This is a genomic window from Bacillus cereus group sp. RP43, assembly GCF_040459645.1.
GTDB classification, from domain to species: Bacteria; Bacillota; Bacilli; order Bacillales; family Bacillaceae_G; genus Bacillus_A; species Bacillus_A mycoides_C.
This window is the reverse complement of the sequence record NZ_JARVHQ010000001.1, coordinates 2,746,667-2,763,987: the sequence shown is the minus strand read 5'-3', so window position 1 is coordinate 2,763,987 and position 17,321 is coordinate 2,746,667. Positions and strand designations below refer to the sequence as shown.

The following is a 17,321-nucleotide window of genomic DNA, read 5'->3' as shown; positions in this document are numbered from 1 at the left end:
ATTGTTTGATTAAGATGGTAACACGAAAATGAAACGTTTACAATCAGAAAATAAAGAAAAAATATTAAAGTACGACTTTTTTCGACAAATATTCCTATAAAATGTTTTGTAGGAATTAGAAATAACTAAATTAGTAATAATAGCTTAATATATTAAAATGAAATTCAATGAATAAGAGTCCAAAGGCATGAATTTAAATGATAAAGTTATAATTTTCTTTTTTGAACTGTAAGTGTTTTACAAGTATAGTTAAACTTTAATCCAACTAGCATTTCTTCCTTTTGTCAATAGCTTAATATGGCCAAACAATTGCAAGGAATTTAAAGCCTTACTGATTGTACTCTCTGCTATGTCTGGATATGTGTTACGAATACACTCCTTAGTAAAGGGTTGTTTTTGTTTAAGTATAAAATCCTGAATTCTCTCCACTTTAGTATGCTTACATATAGAATCTAGAACTGTATTATGAAGATCTTTGTACGCCTCTAATATAATAGTTAAAAACGTTTTTAACCAAAAGCTACTATTATGTTCCTCGCAGTACCAATTTACCGAAGATTTATAAATCGAATTGTAATATTCAGATTCATTTTTCTTAATGTATTTATCCAGACATACATATTTTACAAATGTATTTCCACTTTTAATTAATAGCAATTGCATTAACATAAGTGCCAATCTGCCGTTACCCTGATTAAAAGGGACTATGCAATAAAAATTAAATATAAAACGAGCTATTAATAAAAGTGAATGATGGCCCTTACTAGAATTTAATGAGTTATATTGATCACATAATTGTTCCATTACTTGTGGAATAAGCTCATGTGGAAGAATGCGGTAACTATTTAAGTGCATTCCGTTTTCAGGAATACCTGGAATAGTAAACGGTTTTTCGCGCCATTTGGCACTGTCAGAGGTAATGTAATGTATTAATTGAAAATGTAATTCCTGTATAGTTTCTGGATTGATTAATAAATCACAGGAATTCTTATGTACAAAAGTAAGTGTTTGGTAAAAACAAAAGATAGCATCTTCCGAGATATTTTGAGGTAATATATCATCTAAAATAAGTTCTTTTAATCTTTTATTTGGGACTTTTATATCTTCATAGGTAGTAGTAAAGTTTTTTATGTAATGAAGTGGTATGGTTTTTTCTAAGCTAGTAAATATATCAGGATTTTGTTCCTGATAAGCAGCTAATTTTCCTTTTAATTCACTAATTTCACTGATTATATTTAATAGTCTCCTTTTTAATTCAATATTTTTATACTTGTCATCGAAAAAATTTCTCATTTTTATTCCCCCTGTAACCCCTTAACATGCTGTTACATAAATCTTTCCATTCTAAAGATAGTTTACAACATTATTTTGAAATAACAATATATTTATTTTGATTTTGAACTTATTTTAGAATCAAAATTGTTATTTAAATTTGATTAACGAGTTAGAACTTATAATTAATCATGTTTGAATAAAGAATGAATATACACAGATAGAAAATATAGTTTGACTTTAATTCCTTTTTATGAATTTACGAGATGAAAATATAATTTTAGAATTATTATTAGTGTAGTTTGCTGTATTATTGTTGGGAATTTACTAGAAAGTAACTAATTTTCAAAAATAAAATAAAGAAATCTTAAAGAGGAATCAATAGGATCTAATTTGAATAGGCATAATCCTAACATTAAATGTGCAAATGTACAATAATTAAATGAAAAAAATATGAAAATATCGACTTTTTTCGACAAAATAAATTAGATAGAAAAACAATCTAATGTAAGAAAATTGTTGCTTTAGATGGTCTCTGCATTTCATAAATTAATATTGAAGGAATTATCAAATGATTTTTACGAGTAATAAAAGAGTAGATATATAAATTAAATTGTGACAATTATAAAGTTAGTATTCTCCATTTTCATTATTTAATTTAACAAATTTAATAATATTAAGGTGACTTTTCTATATTTAATATAAGTATTTGATGGGGTATGCTCATAAAAAGTGTCATTTTCTATATATCCATGTAGCATTTAGCACTTGTATTGCGAAATATTTTGACATAAGTTAATTTAAATATTAGGTACAGAAACATTTTAAGGAAAAGAGTCAGTATAAAATTACCCTGAAAAACGTTTTACCCTAAAAACGTTTTTCCTCAAGAGATTTTCTCAGGAGCACTAAAGTTTTTTAATTTGTTTCTGTGCCTTATTAGATAAAAATAATATAATAAGTTGTTTAGAAAAGGTGGGAAATTCCCCCATTATAAAATGAACTCATATCACTTAACGTCCGTATGTTCTAGTTAAAGTAGGAATTTAAAGAAAAGGAAAGGGCTAGCTCTAGTTATAATTAGTGCAATAAATTGGGGGCTACTCAAATTTTTTTGTTAGATTTAGTAAGAATAATTATAAACGAGTTAATTCAGTATAAAAAATGTAATGTTACACAATTGACGAAGCTTTTAAAAATTCCACAATCCACTGTTTCCCAACATTTATCAAAAATGAGGGGTAAGGTGCTAAAGGCTGAAAAAAAGGGTTTAGAGATGTACTATTATATTACTAATCTAAAGGCGAGTCAGATTGTTGGAATTTTAGGTTTGTAAATAAACAAAACTTCATACATTTCATTATAAGTAAAACGCAGAATAATCCCCCACAAATACGTGGGGGATTTCTTTTATGAAAATAATGTCAGTCTTTTTGAGGAGTGACACGATGGTCACCATGAGCACTATAAGAAGGGCAAGAGTGTCACCATGTTCTAATGTGCTAGTAAAAGAAAAATTTTGAAAGTGCTAAAACGCTTCATATTTCTCAATATAATTTATGTCACAAAAATCTTTTAATTTCATCAAAAGCTAAGTGACGATGACCAGCCTGACAATGTTGTTCACCACCAGTTTTCTTAGTGAAAACTACAGAAGTGATGGAGGCTGCATTACATAGCTCCGATTCGATTTGCGGTAATCGGCTAATTGGAACGTACTGATCGTCTTCACCAGCCAGGAGCAATACTTCTTGATTTATAAACTGACCGATTCCTGCCATCGTATGCTTTTCAAAGTTTTTAAGTAAGTTAAATGGCGTTTTTTCACCTGTATTTTCCATACCCTTTTTAACTTTCCAGTTCAGGTCGATGCTGGTGGCCATCATTTGTTTAAACATGGTATTAATTTTGTCAGCTTCATTAGTAGCCAGAAGCGTGGTCAATTTATTCCAGATATTATCCGGCATGCGCATCTTGAGTGCATCAAGGCCACTATAAAAAATATTAAAGGCAATGACTTTGTCGATTCGTTTTTCAAAAGCGGCGGCACGCATTGCCAAGTAGCCGCCCCAAGAAGCTCCGAGAATACTAACACGGTCAAGTTTGAAATAGTCAATGACTGTGGAAACGGGCTTCTCCCAGTTGTGGATGAATTTTAAGCCGTTTTTCAGTGCTGTTCCTTGTCCAGGTCCATCAAAAACTATAATATTATAATTGATTCCTATGAGGTAGTTCATCATCTTCATCATTTCCTCCATGTAGGAATCGTAGCCTCCAAAGAAAAGTAGTGTATTACATGCGCCTGGTGTCATGAATTTGATTGCAGGAAGATAGGAATCTTCATAAGGAATTTGATAGGTTTCATACTCAAAATCATGAAAGCCCTTATAAAAAGTTTCACGGTATTTTTGGTACACTTTTTCTTTTTTTGGATCGGATGATTCCATATAAAACTCGGCAGCCTGATAATAAACCGAAGCTAGATCAAAGTCTTTATGGTGCTCCCGCATCGCTGCATATTCTATCCAAGTGTTATACCAGCTGTCCGTGTCTGTAAGTCTTGGGATGACGGCTTGTAGATCCTGATTTGCCCGCTCATCGTCTTGATAGAAATCGTTGAAAAAACGGTTAATTTGCAAATTGAACTGTTCGTTGTTTACATACTGTTTAAACATAAAATCCCTCCTTATATTTGACTACAAGGTAAGGGTAAGCGAAGTATATTAAAGAAACAACAAGCAGGAAAGGATAAGAAGTACGAAATCGAACCATAAGGATATAAACGGTTCGATAAGCAACTTTGGGAAGGAGGTTGATTAATAATGGGAGAGGATGTTCGCGTTTATAAAACGAAGAAAAATATTTCTAATACACTTATTACCCTCTTGAACGAAAAAGAGTTTGGTCGAATTACAACTAAAGATATTTGCATACATGCTTTGGTGAGTAAGTCCACATTTTACAGCCATTTTGCAGATAAATATGATCTTTTGGAAAAATTAGTGCAAAATTATGTCTGCTGGTTCAAGGAAGAAATCGAATTACGTTTCGCATTAATAGAGAATGGAAATGTGGCTCAAGTTATTAATATGATAACCGATAAGGTCTCAGCGCGAAAAAAAGAGGTTGCTACTTTACTCCATGTACATGTTCCCACAGCGGATTTACGTTTAGAGTTAGAATCTATTTTATATAATGCCTGTTATTCCTATTTGAAAGAGCAGCAAGTGGAAGTAAGTGTGCCGATTGACTTTGTAGCTCAGTTGTATACAGCAAACGCAATGGTGTCAATTAATTGGTCGCTGAGCAACGATAAAAATCCAGATGTGGTTAAACTAATTGATAATATGCAGAGATATGTTTTTGATCTGATTTTGTCAGGTGGTGAGAGAATGTAATAAATCATGAAACCTGCTTAATAATGTAGTTATCGTGTGGGGTGTGGTTGTAAAAAACTAAGTAATCGATATTTGGATTTTTTGTGAATCTTTATTGGTTTTTTATAAACTCTTTACTACATAATGTTACAAAATAGAATTAATTTGCTTAATTTAGCACCATATCAGGTTAATAAATAAACTAAATGTGTTTATGTTATTGAACTATTAATATATTAGTAGGTGATTTGTTCGTTTATCCCTATATTGCTATTATATTAGCGTAAACAATATATTGGGGGGACAAGTATGAATTTGAAATTAACATCTAAGTTAGAAAGATTAAGAAAAAGTAAAAAAGGAATTGGTGCTTGTGTTTTAGCTGCAGGGGTGACGGCAATTACAATGATTCCTCAAAGTGCATATGCACATGGGTTTGTTGAAAAGCCGAGTAGTCGTGCTGCTTTATGTAGTCAGAATTATGGAGCATTAAATTTAAATTGTGGAAATGTAATGTACGAACCTCAAAGTCTAGAAGCACCTAAAGGATTCCCAGATGGTGGACCGATTGATGGGAAAATTGCTTCGGCAGGAGGATTGTTTGGAGGGATTCTTGACCAACAAACATCAAATCGCTGGTTCAAAAACACAATAAAGGGGGGAGCAAATACATTTACATGGAAATACACAGCGGCACATTCTACAAGTAAATGGCATTATTACATTACAAAAAAGGGATGGGATCCTAATAAACCATTAACACGTGCTGAATTAGAACCAATTGGAACTGTGAACCATGACGGTTCGGCAGCATCAAATAATTTAACACATACAATTAATGTACCCACTGATCGCAATGGTTATCATGTTATTTTAGCTGTATGGGATGTAGCAGATACGTCAAATGCGTTTTATAACGTAATTGATGTAAATTTAGTAAATAATGAAACTCCCGACACAGTAGCTCCAAGTCAACCAACGGGATTAAATGCGTCTAAAGTTTCTGCCAATAGTGTTGAACTAACATGGAAGGCCTCTACTGATAATATAGGCGTAAAAGAATATCAAGTGTTACGTAATGGAGAAGTAATTGGTACGGTACCAGGTACAACTTTTATTGATAAAAAACTAAAAGCAAATACGGAATATACCTATACAATAAAGGCATTAGACGCTGCTGGAAACATATCAAAAGAAAGTGAAAAACTAAAGGCTAAGACAACAAATGAAATTCCAGATAAAGAGGCTCCGACTCAACCAAAAGGATTACATAGTATGGGTACAACAGCGACAACTGTTGATTTGATGTGGAGTCCGTCTGAAGATAATGTAGGTGTTGACCATTATATTGTATATAGAGAAAGCGCTGGGGTTATGAATAAAATTGGGGCAGCTGATAATACATCCTTTATGGATAAAGATTTGAAGGCTAATACATCGTATAAGTATGTAGTGACGGCGGTTGATTTAGCTGGAAATGAATCTAGTAGAAGTGATGTTTTGAATGTAACTACTAAGTTAGAGGATTCCACATACGAAAAATGGGATGCAAGAAAAGTATATACTAAAGGTGATAGAGTAGTACATGAGGGGAAAGTGTATGAAGCGGTTCAAGATCATCAAGGAAATGGCGACTCAAATTGGATTTTTGCCTTATCGCTTTGGAAGCCAGTTTTGAATAAATGATAAGCTGAAAAAGGTAGTTAACAATTTTGGATTTCTCTTTAAAAATTAAGGGCCGTTCCAAATATAATTATCTAATGGATTAAATGGTTAATAAAGTGAAACTTTAATCAGTGGGGGTTTTGTTCATCCCCCACTGATTATCAGCCCTCACCAATCGAGCTTTTACGGGCAGCCCGCCCCCCACCTAACTTCTTTGCTTCCGCTGAATTTTGAGGTGGGGGTCTTACTGCCCGTTAATGCGGGATAAAATTTAATCGCCATCCTAATGTTTACGAAATGAAATTAAAAAAGAATCCCAATGGTATTCCATTGGGATTCTTTTTTTTCTAATTTGTAATAGCGTATATTTTCACTGTGAATTTGCTAGTGGCACCAATTGGATTTGCAATATAATATTTAGTATTTGTGTAAGCTTCAGTCCTAGATTCATGTGAAATATTTTTCCAACGAGTGGAATCTATTCCTAGGGAAACATCAATCATTACATTGAAAGAAATAGTAGAAGGATAATCTTTTTCTGAAGGCTCAATAACCCATTTTAATTCTTTGGTACCTACAGGTAAACTATCAATTTTAAAGTTTTGGCTGGATCGATTTTGTTGCCCTGATAAAGGACTAGATTCAGATGATATTTGTGAAATTAATATTTCTTTTTCATTTGAATGTATACCATTTAATTTAATGATACTATCAATTAAACCTGGACCAGGAAAATCAGCTGCGATGATACCAGAATGTTTAATTGCGCCTTGTTGTAAGAGTTCGGTCCCAAGTGTATTCATCCCCCCATAGTATACTTGTCCGTTTCTATCGCGAGGGAAATCACTCCACGCATTAGTGGAATTCGTTTGAATCAATTTAGGACTACTGTCAGTATTTCTGCTCTCTTTTCCGCTTGCAACAAACCAAGGATATACATTATTTAAAAATGCGGCTGCGCCTCCCGTACCACTAAAATGGTTGAGATAAATTTTTCCATTATTAAAGTTAGTATTTGTATTTTGTAGATGGTTTTTTATCGCAATCCATTTTGTATATATTTCGTCTGGTCCGCTTCCAATTTCAAATTTATCTTGTATGTTCAAACTTTCGTAATCAATCCCGTACAATTGAGCGGATGTAAAGTTTTGTAAGATTACAATTTTCCCGCGGGTATCTCCTAAATTAGGGTTATTTCTATCTGAAGTTGGTACGGAATTAGGATCCCAAAAATATGAAGCATTAACGTTTTTATATTTTAAAAATATCTCCTCAAATGATAGAGATCCACTTTCAGGAGTAGTTTCTTCTTTTAAGCGCATTAATATTGTTTCTGTTGGATGATCTTTTAAAAATTGAATGGTCTCTTTTAATACATCTTCAAACACAGATTTTTGATTTACAACGCCATGATACATTGCAAAAGAATCTTTTACACGTTTAACACGCATATCTACATATCGAATTCCGGAATTTAATTGTTGGGATAAACTCATAGTTTGATTTCTTGTCAAATTTTCATCAAGAAAACTCGCTCCATGTAAAGCCATTGTACCGTGAGTCCCTGGAATAGATATTTCACTTATTTTTGTTGAATCTTCTATTTTCGACATCCACGATGGATTTTGATACCCTATATTGGATTCATAGGAGTAACCTGGATGACTATCAGCTAAAATAGTAGATGGTGTACTTAAACTTGCTAGTGTAATACAAGTAAGGATGCTAATTTTAAAGAAATTTCTCATTTTTATTTTGTTCATTTTTTCTCTCCTGACCTTTAAACAATTGTTAGATGATTTTTTACTATATTTATTGTTTTTCATTCTTAAGATAATAAATTTTTGTATTTGAAAATAATTAACAATAGGGGGAGTAAGTTATTTGAGACTTTAATAATTTTTTATTATAAATTGTCCCTAATAGCCAAACGGATTCTTGAAAAATCGAAGTATAGCCTCCAAAAAACAACTGTTTATCGTATTGAATACAAACAAAACAGAAGTCCTAAAAAAGACTTCTATTTTGTGACATATAATGAATGATAAGGTGGTAAACAAATCAAGATAATGTGATTGAGTGGTAAAAATTTATTAATAGCTGTTTTAGAATCTCTTATAACAAGGCTGATTACAAAAAGCGGATCTCTACACTGCTAATAAAAATTGAAAAATTCTACTCATTAAAACTTAGACTAACTACAGTTGCAATTGATTGGGCTGCATGTTCCCAGCTTCCATCTATAACTTTACCAATCTGCTGACCAAGTGCATTTAAATCATTTGGATTAACTGGAATTCCATTATACGCAGCAAGAATTGATAAAAGTGGAGCAGCAAATGGTGTCCAACCACCTCTATCAATATTAAATACAGGTTTATCTAGTACCTTTCCATCTTGTACTGTAAACTCATAATAAAATTGATCATCTGGACGAAAACTTAAATGATGAGAAATTTGTCCCTTAACATATGTTTTACCACCACCTAAATTTACTACTTCAATTGGTTTTACATTAAATTCATGCTCAAATACTTTAATTTTTTTAACTTCTGGACCATTTAAGGCAGCCTTAACCGCTGTTTCCAAATTATTTTGTGCGAATGGTTGAATACTCATTTGTGCCTCTTTTTGTTGGATAGGAGCCTCTTTTTCTGCAGCAAACACCGATGTAGTCGGTAGTGCACCTGTAGCTAATGTAGCTGCAAGTGCTGTTGTCATCATGATTTTTCTTTTCATCTTCATAGTTTTCCTTCCTCTCTTAAAGTTATGATATATAATCTTTTAAAGACTGACATGGTGCAATATTTTATTTCGTAATGCACGCAAAAAACTAGGTTAAGAATTATGTCAGAAAATCAAAATTAATTATATATTCATTTACAATGATATCTATCTACACATGTTTTTTCAATTTTCTAACAAATAGTGCAATAATAACTTTTCATAAGGTAATTTAGTGTTTCAATTCTCTCTATGTACGTTTTAAACAAATTAAAATCGGAGTGGTAATAATATATTTGCAAGCAAATGTCGTATATAATTCGAGAAAAGTACACAATTTTTTTATAAAAAACTATAGGAATTATCGTTATATCGTTATCAAACTAAGTAAGATAAAATAATAATATGATGAAGAGCTTCCAGTGATTCGCTATAAATTCACTAAAAAATGAGCATGACATCATACACTCATGCACGAAAACTAGGATACCAAAGCTCCACTTTATAGCGAATGAGCTAATACGAATGAGATTGAAAAATTTTATTAGTGGCGTATAAAACTATAACAAATACTACAAATCAATTAAAAAATTTCAGTTATTCTGAATGCGAAGGGCACGTAATATTTATTTTGAACTGTAGTACTGATCAAGATTTTAGGAGGAAATATGAACAAGAAGACTAAAAGAATCATATTAATTATTGGTATATTAGTAGGCATTAGTATCTTTTTATATTTACAAAACAATTTAATAAGTATAACTGAGGTTAAAATAACCTCTAGTAAAATTCCCTCTTCTTTTAAAGGATATAAAATACTACAAATTTCAGATTTACATAATAAAAAATTTGGTGATAATCAGGACGTATTAATCAAAAAAGTGAAAAATTCGAATCCTGACATCATTGTTATTACTGGTGATTTAATAGATAGTAAATCGTACGATGCAGAAATTAGTCTGCAAGTAATACGAAAACTTGTAAAAGAGTATCCTATATATTTTGTGACAGGAAATCATGAAAAGTGGTCGGGAAAATATAACAGTTTAGAGAAAGAATTGAAGAAACACCATGTTACTGTTTTAAGGAATGAACATGTAAGCATTCGAAAAGGTGAGCAAGAAATAAACTTGCTAGGTATTGATGATCCGGAATTTGTTATTGGAAACCGTACTGAAGGAGATATTGTAAAGGATGAAATTATAAAAGCGAAAATTGAAATGCAGCCAGATAGATATAATGTATTATTATCCCATAGGCCTGAATTTATTGAGGAGTATGCTGACGAGCAAATAGATTTAGTTTTGTCAGGGCATGCTCATGGTGGGCAAGTTAGGTTACCGTTTATTGGAGGATTAGTTGCTCCAAATCAAGGTGTTTTACCTAAATATACAGCAGGCCTATATGAAAAACAAAATACGTCTATGATAGTTAGTAGAGGATTAGGCAATAGTATCATTCCGCAAAGAATTTTTAATAGACCTGAGATTGTAGTCGTGCAGTTAAATTAATCTGTACGGCTTTTTTGTTCAGGGGAATAATTTAAAGGTAGTTTTTTTCAGTACAAGTTTCCATTACAATTTTGTTAAAATTTTTCAACGTTACATAAAGTAACAAAATTTGACCTATTGAGTTTGTTATAGTGTAAATAATCAAAAAACTTAAAAATTAGTCGAGTTAAAATAGTTATTATTAAACGATATTAAAAATATAAAGGGGTGTACAAATGCATAAAGAATTTGAAATTGAAGAATATACGGCGATTGAGGAACAAATTCATTATTATAGTACGTCTTTATTAGTAAGTCATCCTGAGCAAATTGTAAAGTATTTAGAACAACGGTTGGAAAAGTATGCAGAAACGTTACAATATGCACATTTATATCCGGAAACGGTTATATTACCAATACAGCAAATAGTTATCGAATATTCTTTAGATGTTGCTAGAATTAGAAGGTATTTAAATTTAAAAACATAACAAAAATCGAATAATTTACAATGAAACAGAGTCGACTTTAAGAAAAAATATTCTAATGTCGACTCTGTTTCATTGCTTAATATTGTTGATGGAAAATAAATACTAATCAATGAAGTTTGACATATAATTACGCAAGAGTAAAATAAAAGTGAGTACTCACTCATTTTGAAGAAAAGGGGGATTTTTAGTGCAACAATCTTCAATTATTTTACGAGATGTATCAAAAAAATTTGGAAAAAAAGAAGTTTTGCATAACCTTTCGTTGCAAATAGAAAAAGCAGAAATTTTTGGATTGGTTGGACCTTCCGGGTCAGGGAAAACAACACTCATTAAAATGATTGCAGGTATTAATGAGTCAACTACAGGGGATGTAATTGTTTTTAATACAAACATGCCTAATCTAAATGAAATGAAAAGAATTGGTTATATGGCTCAGGCTGATGCACTATACGAAGAACTATCGGCATATGAAAATGCAGATTTTATTGCAACGATGTATGGGTTAAAAGGTAAGCGTAAGAAAGAGAGAATTGAAGAAGTTTTTGAACTTGTACAATTATCAGAGCATATGAAAAAGCAAGTACAGCACTTTTCAGGTGGAATGAAAAAGCGTTTATCATTAGCGATAGCACTCCTTCATGAGCCAGAAATATTAATTTTAGATGAGCCAACAGTTGGGATAGATCCTCTTCTTCGAAAATCGATTTGGGAGAAGTTTTATGATCTTAAAAAGAAAGGCACTACTATTATTGTAACAACGCACATTATGGATGAAGCTGAGTTTTGCGAACGTCTAGGGCTAATTAGAGAAGGGAATTTAGTTGCGATTGGCACACCGGAGGAATTGAAAAAACAAACGTCATCCGGACGAATTGAAGATGTCTTTATGTTAGAAGGAGTGATTGAATCATGAGAGTTAATGGTGTAGTTATCCGTATCATTCGTCAATTTTTTCGAGATAAGCGTTCGTTAGCAATGATGTTTGGGGCACCAATGTTATTACTTTGGTTATTGTCGCTAGTATTTACACAAAAAGACTATATACCGAATATTGCTGTAGTCGATGTGCCTGCTCCTATAGTAAAAGCAATCAAAAATCAAGAAGCATCAATTTATGAATATAGTAAAGACAAAGCAATTTCGGAGTTAGAAAAGCAAAAGGTAGATGCAGTAATTCATTTAGAAAATGGAAAAATGAATCTTCTATTAGAAGGCAGTGATTCATCAAAAAACCGCGCGGTACTTCAAGTATTGCAGAAGAGTACAGAGAAGAATAATGTATCAATGATGAAGCCTGAGGTGGATTATTTACATGGCTCTAAAGACATTACGATGTTTGATGGGCTTGGTCCCGTATTAATTGGTTTCTTTACATTTTTCTTTGTATTTATATTGTCCGGAGTATCTTTTGTAAGAGAACGTTTAAGTGGTACATTAGAGAGATTATTGTCCACACCAGTGAGAAGATGGGAAATAGTTGTAGGATATATTATTGGTTTTGGAATCTTTGCATTTATACAATCTATTATAATTGTAAGTTTTTCAGTTTATATTTTAGATTTATATGTAGCTGGCTCAATATGGCTTACGCTACTTATAACATGTATGCTTTCTTTAACTGCACTAACATTAGGCACATTTTTATCGGCATACGCAAATAATGAATTTCAAATGATTCAATTTATACCGCTTGTTATCGTGCCACAAGTCTTCTTTTCTGGGTTGTTTCCAATGGAATCCATGAATACATGGTTACAAATGTTAGGTAAATTATTTCCACTCACATATGGTGCTGATGCTATGAGACAAGTAATGATTCGGAATCAAGGCTTTACAGAGATTGCATTAGATCTTACTGTATTACTACTTTTTTCACTATTATTTGCAGTAGGAAATGTATTTGCATTAAAGAAACATCGCAAAATATAATGATGATAAAAAGGAGCACAATAGATGAAGAAGGATTGGCTGGAAGAATTAGTTGCCGCAACGAATACTGATAAACGTAATGAACGTCAAATGCGTATACTAGAGGCAGCTGTTGATATGTTTGGAGAAAAAGGGTACGCTTCAACTTCAACGAGTGAAATTGCAAAGCGAGCTGGTGTAGCGGAAGGAACAATCTTCCGCTACTATAAAACGAAAAAAGATTTATTGTTTGCAGTCGTGATGCCGACCTTAACAAAGTTTGCTGCACCATTTTTCGTACAAGCCTTTGCAAAAGAAATATTTAAAACAGAGTATGAATCGTATGAAGTGCTTTTAAGAGTAATAATTCAAAATAGATTTGAATTTGCTAAAAAGCACTTTCCAATGATAAAAATATTAATTCAAGAAGTACCATTTCAGCCCGAACTAAAAAGTGAAATACAACAATTAATAGAAACAGAACTGCTTGTACGTTTTAAAAAGCTGATTGCAAAGTTTCAAGAAGAAGGGGAAATTATTGAACTTCCACCATCTTCCGTATTACGTCTTACTTTATCAGCTGTATTAGGGTTACTCTTAACGAGGTTTTTATTATTGCCGGAAGAGAAATGGGACGATGAAGTGGAAATTGAAAATACGATTCAATTTATATTGTATGGACTAACACCACGGAGGTAATGTGATGCGACAATTTGCTAAACCAATAATTGTTGTAAGTAAATGTTTAGAATTTGATGCCTGTCGTTATAATGGAGAGGTCATTCCAGATATAACAATTCGAAACTTACAGCCATTTGTTACATTTATACCTGTATGTCCTGAAGTAGAAATAGGTTTAGGGACTCCTCGTGAAACGATACGTATTGTAGAAAAAAATGGTGCGAATATGCTTGTACAACCGTCAACACGAGAAGATGTAACTGAAAAAATGGAGCAATTTTCAAATGCGTTTTTACAAACATTACCTGAAGTTGACGGTTTTATTTTGAAGAATCGTTCGCCAAGTTGCGGAACTCGTGATGTGAAAATCTATTCTGGTTTTGAAAAAGGACCAGTAAAAGGAAAAGGAACTGGATTATTTGGCGGAGCAGTAATAAAAAAATTTTCGTATCTTCCAATTGAAGAAGAAGGTAGATTGTCGAATTTTATTATTAGAGAGCATTTCTTTACAAGATTGTTTACAATCGCGCATTACAAAATGATTAAACATACTAAAAACATAAAAGAACTCGTAGCGTTTCAATCAGATTATAAGTATTTATTTATGGCATATAATCAGGTGAAACAAAAAGAATTAGGGCGTATTATTGCAAATCAAAAAAATGAAACGATTGAAGTTGTATTTGACAATTATGAGAAAACTTTATATGAATTATTCATGCGTACGCCCCGCTATACATCGAATGTAAATGTATGTGAGCACATTTTTGGATATTTTAAAACAAAGCTAAAAAAACAAGAAAAAGCTCATTTTTTAGAGCTGTTACAGAAGTATTCTGAAAAGAAAATCCCACTTAGTAGTTTACTTGTAATTTTAAAAACATGGGCCATTCGATTTGATGAAAAGTATTTATTAAGACAAACATATTTCGAACCATATCCTGAAGCTTTAGTAGAAATTTCTGATTCGGGAAGAGGTAGAGATTATTAAACAATAAATTACATAATTCGACACAAAACCTCCTATGTTGTTGTAGAACAATGTAGGAATTTTTTTGTGCATTGGTACAGAATCTGTTTTAAAATTAAGTTATGACAGAATTATAGCAATTGTCCAACTAATATTCGTGTCTTTTAAGAAGTAATGTTTGTAGTAGAAACTCGCACGCTGTCGAAACTCAATATTCGATAAGGGGTGTGTAGCGGAATGGAATTTACTCTAACTCGCGAAAAACAAATGATTAAAGAAATGGTACGTGACTTTGCTGAAAAGGAAATCGCACCGAAAGCTGTGTATTATGACAAAACTGCAGAGTTTCCATATGAAACATTTCAAAAAATGGGCGAACTAGGATTATTAGGCATCCCATTCCCAGAAGAGTATGGAGGTTCAGGTGGCGATACAGTATCGTACGCATTAGCAGTTGAAGAAATTGGTCGTGCTTGTGGTGGTACTGGTTTAAGCTATGCTGCAACAATTTCATTAGGTGCTTCTCCAATTTATTATTTCGGTACAGAAGAACAAAAACAAAAATATTTAGTTCCAATGGCGTCAGGGAAAACATTAGGTGCTTTCGGATTAACAGAGCCAAACGCTGGATCTGATGCAGGGGGCACACAAACGAAAGCGATATTAGATGGCGATGAATATGTTATTAGTGGCGAAAAGTGTTGGATCACAAATGCAGAGTATGCAAATACAATTATTGTAACCGCTATCAACGGTGTTGAAGACAATGGTAGGAAACGTATTTCTGCATTTATCGTACCGACTACTAGTGAAGGATTAACGATTTCAAGTCCTTACGATAAGATGGGTGTTCGTGCTTCTAATACTTGTGAAATCGTACTTGATGGTGTACGTGTACCGAAAGAAAACATTCTTGGTGATGTAAATAAAGGATTTAAACAATTCTTATATACACTTGATGGAGGACGTATTTCAATTGCAGCATTAGCAGTAGGTATTGCACAATCTGCATTTGAGCGTGCATTGCAATATGCGAAAGAACGTCAACAATTTGGAAAAACGATTTCTAATTTCCAAGCGATTCAATTTAAATTGGCTGATATGGCGACTGAAGTGGAATTAGCTCGTAATTTAGTACATAAAGCAGCTTGGTTAAAAGATAACGATAAACCTTTCGGTAAAGAAGCAGCTATGGCAAAATTGTTTGCGTCTGAAGCAGCTAGTCGTATTGCGAATCATGCAGTACAAATTCATGGTGGATATGGCTATATGCGTGAATATGAAGTTGAACGATATATTCGTGATGCAAAACTTTTAGAAATTGGTGAAGGAACTTCTGAAATTCAACGTCTCGTAATTGCAAGACATTTAGGATGTAGATAAAAAGGAGGAGTCACTATGTTTCAAAAAATATTAATTGCTAATCGCGGGGAAATCGCAGTTCGAATTATGAAAACTTGTCAAAAACTTGGCATTCGTACCGTTGCTATTTATTCTGAGGCTGATGAAAATGCCCTTCATGTAAAATTGGCAAATGAAGCTTACTTAGTAGGGGGCCCACGTGTCCAAGAAAGCTATTTAAACCTTGAAAAAATTATAGAAATAGCTAAGAAGACAAATGCTGAAGCAATCCATCCAGGGTACGGATTATTATCAGAGAATCCATCTTTTCCGATTCGCTGTAAAGAAGAAGGAATCGTATTTATCGGTCCTTCAGAAGAAATCATTACTAAGATGGGAAGTAAAATTGAATCACGTATAGCAATGCAAGCAGCAGATGTACCAGTAGTTCCAGGCATTACTACAAATATAGAAACTGCTGAAGAAGCAATTGAAATTGCAAAACAAATTGGTTATCCATTAATGCTTAAGGCATCCGCGGGCGGCGGAGGCATTGGAATGCAGTTGATGGAAACTGAGCAAACGCTCACCAAAGCATTTGAAAGTAATAAAACAAGAGCGCAAAATTTCTTTGGTAACGGAGAAATGTACTTAGAACGCTATATAGCAGATGCACATCATATTGAAATTCAACTTTTAGCAGATACACATGGTAACACAGTGTATTTATGGGAACGCGAATGTTCAGTGCAGCGCCGAAATCAAAAAGTGATTGAAGAAGCGCCGTCACCATTTTTAGATGAAGGTACACGAAAAGCTATGGGAGAAGTTGCTGTACAAGCTGCTAAAGCTCTTGGTTATACAAATGCTGGTACAGTTGAGTTTCTTGTAGATGATCAAAAGAACTTTTATTTCTTAGAAATGAATACGAGATTACAAGTAGAACATCCAGTTACAGAAGAAATTACTGGATTAGATCTTGTAGAACAACAACTCCTTATCGCAAGTGGTGAGAAGTTATCATTTACACAGGATGATGTAAAACGTAGTGGTCATGCCATTGAAGCTCGTATTTATGCAGAAGATCCGAAAACATTCTTCCCATCACCTGGGAAAATTACAGATTTAACGTTACCGTCAAATATACGTATCGATCACTTTTTAGAGAGTAATGTAACGATTACACCTTTCTATGATCCAATGATTGCAAAAGTCATTGCTCATGGTGAGACTCGTGAAGAAGCAATTTCAAAATTAGAAAATGCTTTAGAGGAGTTAAAGGTTGAAGGTATTAAAACGAATACACCAATGCTACTACAAGTATTGGAAGACGATGTGTTCAAAAGTGGTATTTATACAACAGGTTTTGTAACGAAACAACTTGTTAAAAAATAAGTGTTATGAA

General features: G+C 32.9%; 15 protein-coding genes. 11 read left to right on the top strand and 4 right to left on the bottom strand.

All coding sequences use genetic code 11. The features are described 5' to 3' along the window. Positions 1-249 precede the first annotated feature (249 nt). Positions 250-1,293, bottom strand: a complete 1,044-nt coding sequence (locus QCI75_RS14570) for a Fic family protein (RefSeq protein ID WP_144506513.1) — start codon at positions 1,291-1,293, stop codon at positions 250-252. A gap of 1,072 nt (positions 1,294-2,365) precedes the next feature. Between QCI75_RS14570 and QCI75_RS14565 the strand changes: the two genes are divergently transcribed. Beyond that, the gene (locus tag QCI75_RS14565; protein WP_235676440.1) at positions 2,366-2,608 is read left to right on the top strand and encodes an ArsR family transcriptional regulator; all 243 of its coding nucleotides are present in this window, start codon (positions 2,366-2,368) and stop codon (positions 2,606-2,608) included. A gap of 226 nt (positions 2,609-2,834) precedes the next feature. Here QCI75_RS14565 and QCI75_RS14560 read toward each other — a convergent pair whose 3' ends face one another. Beyond that, positions 2,835-3,947, bottom strand: a complete 1,113-nt coding sequence (locus tag QCI75_RS14560; protein WP_144508873.1) for an alpha/beta fold hydrolase — start codon at positions 3,945-3,947, stop codon at positions 2,835-2,837. Positions 3,948-4,094: 147 nt separating this feature from the next. Between QCI75_RS14560 and QCI75_RS14555 the strand changes: the two genes are divergently transcribed. Both QCI75_RS14555 and QCI75_RS14550 read left to right on the top strand, forming a co-directional pair. After that, positions 4,095-4,670 (top strand): TetR/AcrR family transcriptional regulator, encoded by a 576-nt coding sequence (locus tag QCI75_RS14555; protein ID WP_144508872.1) that lies wholly within the window; start codon positions 4,095-4,097, stop codon positions 4,668-4,670. 288 nt (positions 4,671-4,958) lie between these two features. After that, the gene (locus QCI75_RS14550; RefSeq protein ID WP_353760742.1) at positions 4,959-6,335 is read left to right on the top strand and encodes a lytic polysaccharide monooxygenase; all 1,377 of its coding nucleotides are present in this window, start codon (positions 4,959-4,961) and stop codon (positions 6,333-6,335) included. Between the two features lie 326 nt (positions 6,336-6,661). Here QCI75_RS14550 and QCI75_RS14545 read toward each other — a convergent pair whose 3' ends face one another. Both QCI75_RS14545 and QCI75_RS14540 read right to left on the bottom strand, forming a co-directional pair. Next, positions 6,662-8,077: a phosphatidylinositol-specific phospholipase C gene (locus QCI75_RS14545; RefSeq protein WP_144508998.1), complete on the bottom strand. Its 1,416-nt coding sequence runs from the start codon at positions 8,075-8,077 to the stop codon at positions 6,662-6,664. Between the two features lie 412 nt (positions 8,078-8,489). Beyond that, positions 8,490-9,059, bottom strand: coding sequence for a methyltransferase (locus tag QCI75_RS14540; RefSeq protein ID WP_144509000.1), 570 nt, complete (start codon positions 9,057-9,059; stop codon positions 8,490-8,492). 647 nt (positions 9,060-9,706) lie between these two features. Here QCI75_RS14540 and QCI75_RS14535 point away from each other — a divergent pair. From QCI75_RS14535 to QCI75_RS14500, 8 genes are all read left to right on the top strand, one after another. Next, complete coding sequence (locus tag QCI75_RS14535; RefSeq protein WP_353760741.1) at positions 9,707-10,549, top strand: metallophosphoesterase; 843 nt, start codon at positions 9,707-9,709, stop codon at positions 10,547-10,549. 215 nt (positions 10,550-10,764) lie between these two features. Further along, positions 10,765-11,016: a hypothetical protein gene (locus QCI75_RS14530; RefSeq protein WP_002065514.1), complete on the top strand. Its 252-nt coding sequence runs from the start codon at positions 10,765-10,767 to the stop codon at positions 11,014-11,016. Between the two features lie 187 nt (positions 11,017-11,203). Beyond that, positions 11,204-11,929 carry an ABC transporter ATP-binding protein gene (locus tag QCI75_RS14525; RefSeq protein WP_002065516.1) on the top strand — a complete coding sequence of 242 codons (726 nt, stop codon included), beginning with the start codon at positions 11,204-11,206 and terminating at the stop codon, positions 11,927-11,929. Continuing rightward, the gene (locus QCI75_RS14520; protein ID WP_144507260.1) at positions 11,926-12,945 is read left to right on the top strand and encodes an ABC transporter permease; all 1,020 of its coding nucleotides are present in this window, start codon (positions 11,926-11,928) and stop codon (positions 12,943-12,945) included. Before QCI75_RS14525 ends, QCI75_RS14520 begins: the two co-directional genes overlap by 4 nt. Before the next feature lie 24 nt (positions 12,946-12,969). Beyond that, the gene (locus tag QCI75_RS14515) at positions 12,970-13,623 is read left to right on the top strand and encodes a TetR/AcrR family transcriptional regulator (protein WP_144507259.1); all 654 of its coding nucleotides are present in this window, start codon (positions 12,970-12,972) and stop codon (positions 13,621-13,623) included. Positions 13,624-13,627: 4 nt separating this feature from the next. Then, a complete protein-coding gene (locus QCI75_RS14510; protein WP_353760740.1) occupies positions 13,628-14,596 on the top strand; it encodes a YbgA family protein in 969 nt (322 codons plus the stop codon). A gap of 216 nt (positions 14,597-14,812) precedes the next feature. Continuing rightward, positions 14,813-15,958 carry an acyl-CoA dehydrogenase gene (locus QCI75_RS14505; protein ID WP_002110003.1) on the top strand — a complete coding sequence of 382 codons (1,146 nt, stop codon included), beginning with the start codon at positions 14,813-14,815 and terminating at the stop codon, positions 15,956-15,958. A gap of 15 nt (positions 15,959-15,973) precedes the next feature. Beyond that, positions 15,974-17,311, top strand: coding sequence for an acetyl-CoA carboxylase biotin carboxylase subunit (locus QCI75_RS14500; protein ID WP_144507257.1), 1,338 nt, complete (start codon positions 15,974-15,976; stop codon positions 17,309-17,311). Positions 17,312-17,321: the final 10 nt, after the last annotated feature.

What these genes read in the sequence shown, in the direction of transcription:
- QCI75_RS14570 (WP_144506513.1), bottom strand. Translation starts at nt 1,293, where the DNA reads ATGAGAAATTTTTTCGATGACAAGTATAAAAATATTGAATTAAAAAGG.
- QCI75_RS14560 (WP_144508873.1), bottom strand. Translation starts at nt 3,947, where the DNA reads ATGTTTAAACAGTATGTAAACAACGAACAGTTCAATTTGCAAATTAAC.
- QCI75_RS14555 (WP_144508872.1), top strand. Translation starts at nt 4,095, where the DNA reads ATGGGAGAGGATGTTCGCGTTTATAAAACGAAGAAAAATATTTCTAAT.
- QCI75_RS14550 (WP_353760742.1), top strand. Translation starts at nt 4,959, where the DNA reads ATGAATTTGAAATTAACATCTAAGTTAGAAAGATTAAGAAAAAGTAAA.
- QCI75_RS14545 (WP_144508998.1), bottom strand. Translation starts at nt 8,077, where the DNA reads ATGAACAAAATAAAAATGAGAAATTTCTTTAAAATTAGCATCCTTACT.
- QCI75_RS14540 (WP_144509000.1), bottom strand. Translation starts at nt 9,059, where the DNA reads ATGAAGATGAAAAGAAAAATCATGATGACAACAGCACTTGCAGCTACA.
- QCI75_RS14535 (WP_353760741.1), top strand. Translation starts at nt 9,707, where the DNA reads ATGAACAAGAAGACTAAAAGAATCATATTAATTATTGGTATATTAGTA.
- QCI75_RS14530 (WP_002065514.1), top strand. Translation starts at nt 10,765, where the DNA reads ATGCATAAAGAATTTGAAATTGAAGAATATACGGCGATTGAGGAACAA.
- QCI75_RS14520 (WP_144507260.1), top strand. Translation starts at nt 11,926, where the DNA reads ATGAGAGTTAATGGTGTAGTTATCCGTATCATTCGTCAATTTTTTCGA.
- QCI75_RS14515 (WP_144507259.1), top strand. Translation starts at nt 12,970, where the DNA reads ATGAAGAAGGATTGGCTGGAAGAATTAGTTGCCGCAACGAATACTGAT.
- QCI75_RS14510 (WP_353760740.1), top strand. Translation starts at nt 13,628, where the DNA reads ATGCGACAATTTGCTAAACCAATAATTGTTGTAAGTAAATGTTTAGAA.
- QCI75_RS14505 (WP_002110003.1), top strand. Translation starts at nt 14,813, where the DNA reads ATGGAATTTACTCTAACTCGCGAAAAACAAATGATTAAAGAAATGGTA.
- QCI75_RS14500 (WP_144507257.1), top strand. Translation starts at nt 15,974, where the DNA reads ATGTTTCAAAAAATATTAATTGCTAATCGCGGGGAAATCGCAGTTCGA.